Origin of the sequence: Actinospineispora acaciae DSM 45401 (genome assembly GCF_000620785.1) — a bacterium.
Taxonomy (GTDB): Bacteria; Actinomycetota; Actinomycetes; order Mycobacteriales; family Pseudonocardiaceae; genus Pseudonocardia; species Pseudonocardia acaciae.
Genome location: NZ_JIAI01000091.1, coordinates 1 through 1,343 on the forward strand (window position 1 = coordinate 1; position 1,343 = coordinate 1,343).

General features: G+C 68.7%; 1 protein-coding gene. It reads left to right on the forward strand.

The window, feature by feature from the left end; genetic code table 11:
• The first annotated feature begins 77 nt into the window (after positions 1-77).
• Positions 78-1,274, forward strand: a complete 1,197-nt coding sequence (locus tag N912_RS0148270; RefSeq protein WP_028928028.1) for an IS481 family transposase — start codon at positions 78-80, stop codon at positions 1,272-1,274.
• Positions 1,275-1,343 lie beyond the last annotated feature (69 nt).

The following is a 1,343-nucleotide window of genomic DNA, read 5'->3' on the forward strand; positions in this document are numbered from 1 at the left end:
CTCTCCAGTCTCATGAGTTGTGTCGCATGGTGTGTCTCAAGGCATGTGTCGCTTGATCGACGCTATGACGGCTGGTCATGGCGCGAAAGCAGGCGATGATGCGCTTCCTGGACGCGATGTTGGTCGCCGAGGTGAAGATCGACAATGTGGCGGAGTGGTGCCGGGCCAATGGGGTCAATCCGCGCACGTTCTATCGGCATCGGGCGCGGGTCGCGGCCGAGGGCGAGTGGCGGGAGCGGTCGCGGCGGCCACGGTCGAGCCCGACCGCCACCTCGGGGGTGGTGGTGGCCGAGGTGTTGCGGCTGCGCGAGGTGTTGGCGCCGGATAACGGAGCCGACTCGATCCGGGCCGAGCTCGCCTGGGTGGCCGAGCGGGCCGACTGGGCCGGGCAGGGCTTGTGTGTGCCAGCCCGGGCCACGATCAACCGGATCTTGGACCGGCACGGGCTGTTGGAGAAGAACCCGGCCAAGCGGCCCCGGTCGTCGTGGCGGTCGTTCCAGTTCGCCCGCCCCCGGGACTGCTACCAGATCGACGGCACCGAACACCGGCTGGCCGACGGCGCCGCCGCGGTCGCCATCGACGTCATCGACGACTGCTCCCGAGTGTGGGTGGCCAGCCACGCCTGCCCGGTCGAGACCACCGAGGCCGCGTTGGCCGCGATGGCCACCGCCGAGAGTCAGTGGGGGCTGCCCGGGCTGGTGCTAGCCGACAACGGCACCGCCTTCGCCCACCCGCACCGCTTCTTGGACAACACCCTGACCAGCCGGTTCTCCCGCGCCTTGGCCGCCAAGGGCACCCGGGTCATCCACTCCAGCCCCTATCACCCGCAGACCTGCGGCAAGTGCGAACGCCTGCACGCCACCGCGGCCAAGCTGCTGACCCACTTCTACCCCGACCCCCCAGCCAGCCTCGCCGAGCTGCAAACCCGCCTTGACCACGTGCGCACCCACTACAACACCGTCCGCCGCCACAGCTCCATTGGACACGTCCCACCACACCAGGCCTGGCAACGCGCCGCCGCCCACGGCGGACCAGCCGACCTGCCCCGCCAAACCGACGCCACCGTCCACGTGCTGACCGTGGTCGCCAACGGCACCGTCGCCCTCGGCAACCACATCCTGTCCATCGGCCGCACCCACGCCGGCACCACCGTCACCCTGCTACGCCATGGTGACCACATCACCGCCTACGCCCCCCAAGGCGAACCCCTGGGCCAACTCATGATCAACCCCACACGCCGCTACCAAGGCACACTCCGCACCCCAGCAGTCTGACCAACAAGATCACAAACAGCGTCACATGTCCCGAGACAAACCCCTGACAGATCAGCTGAGACATGACAG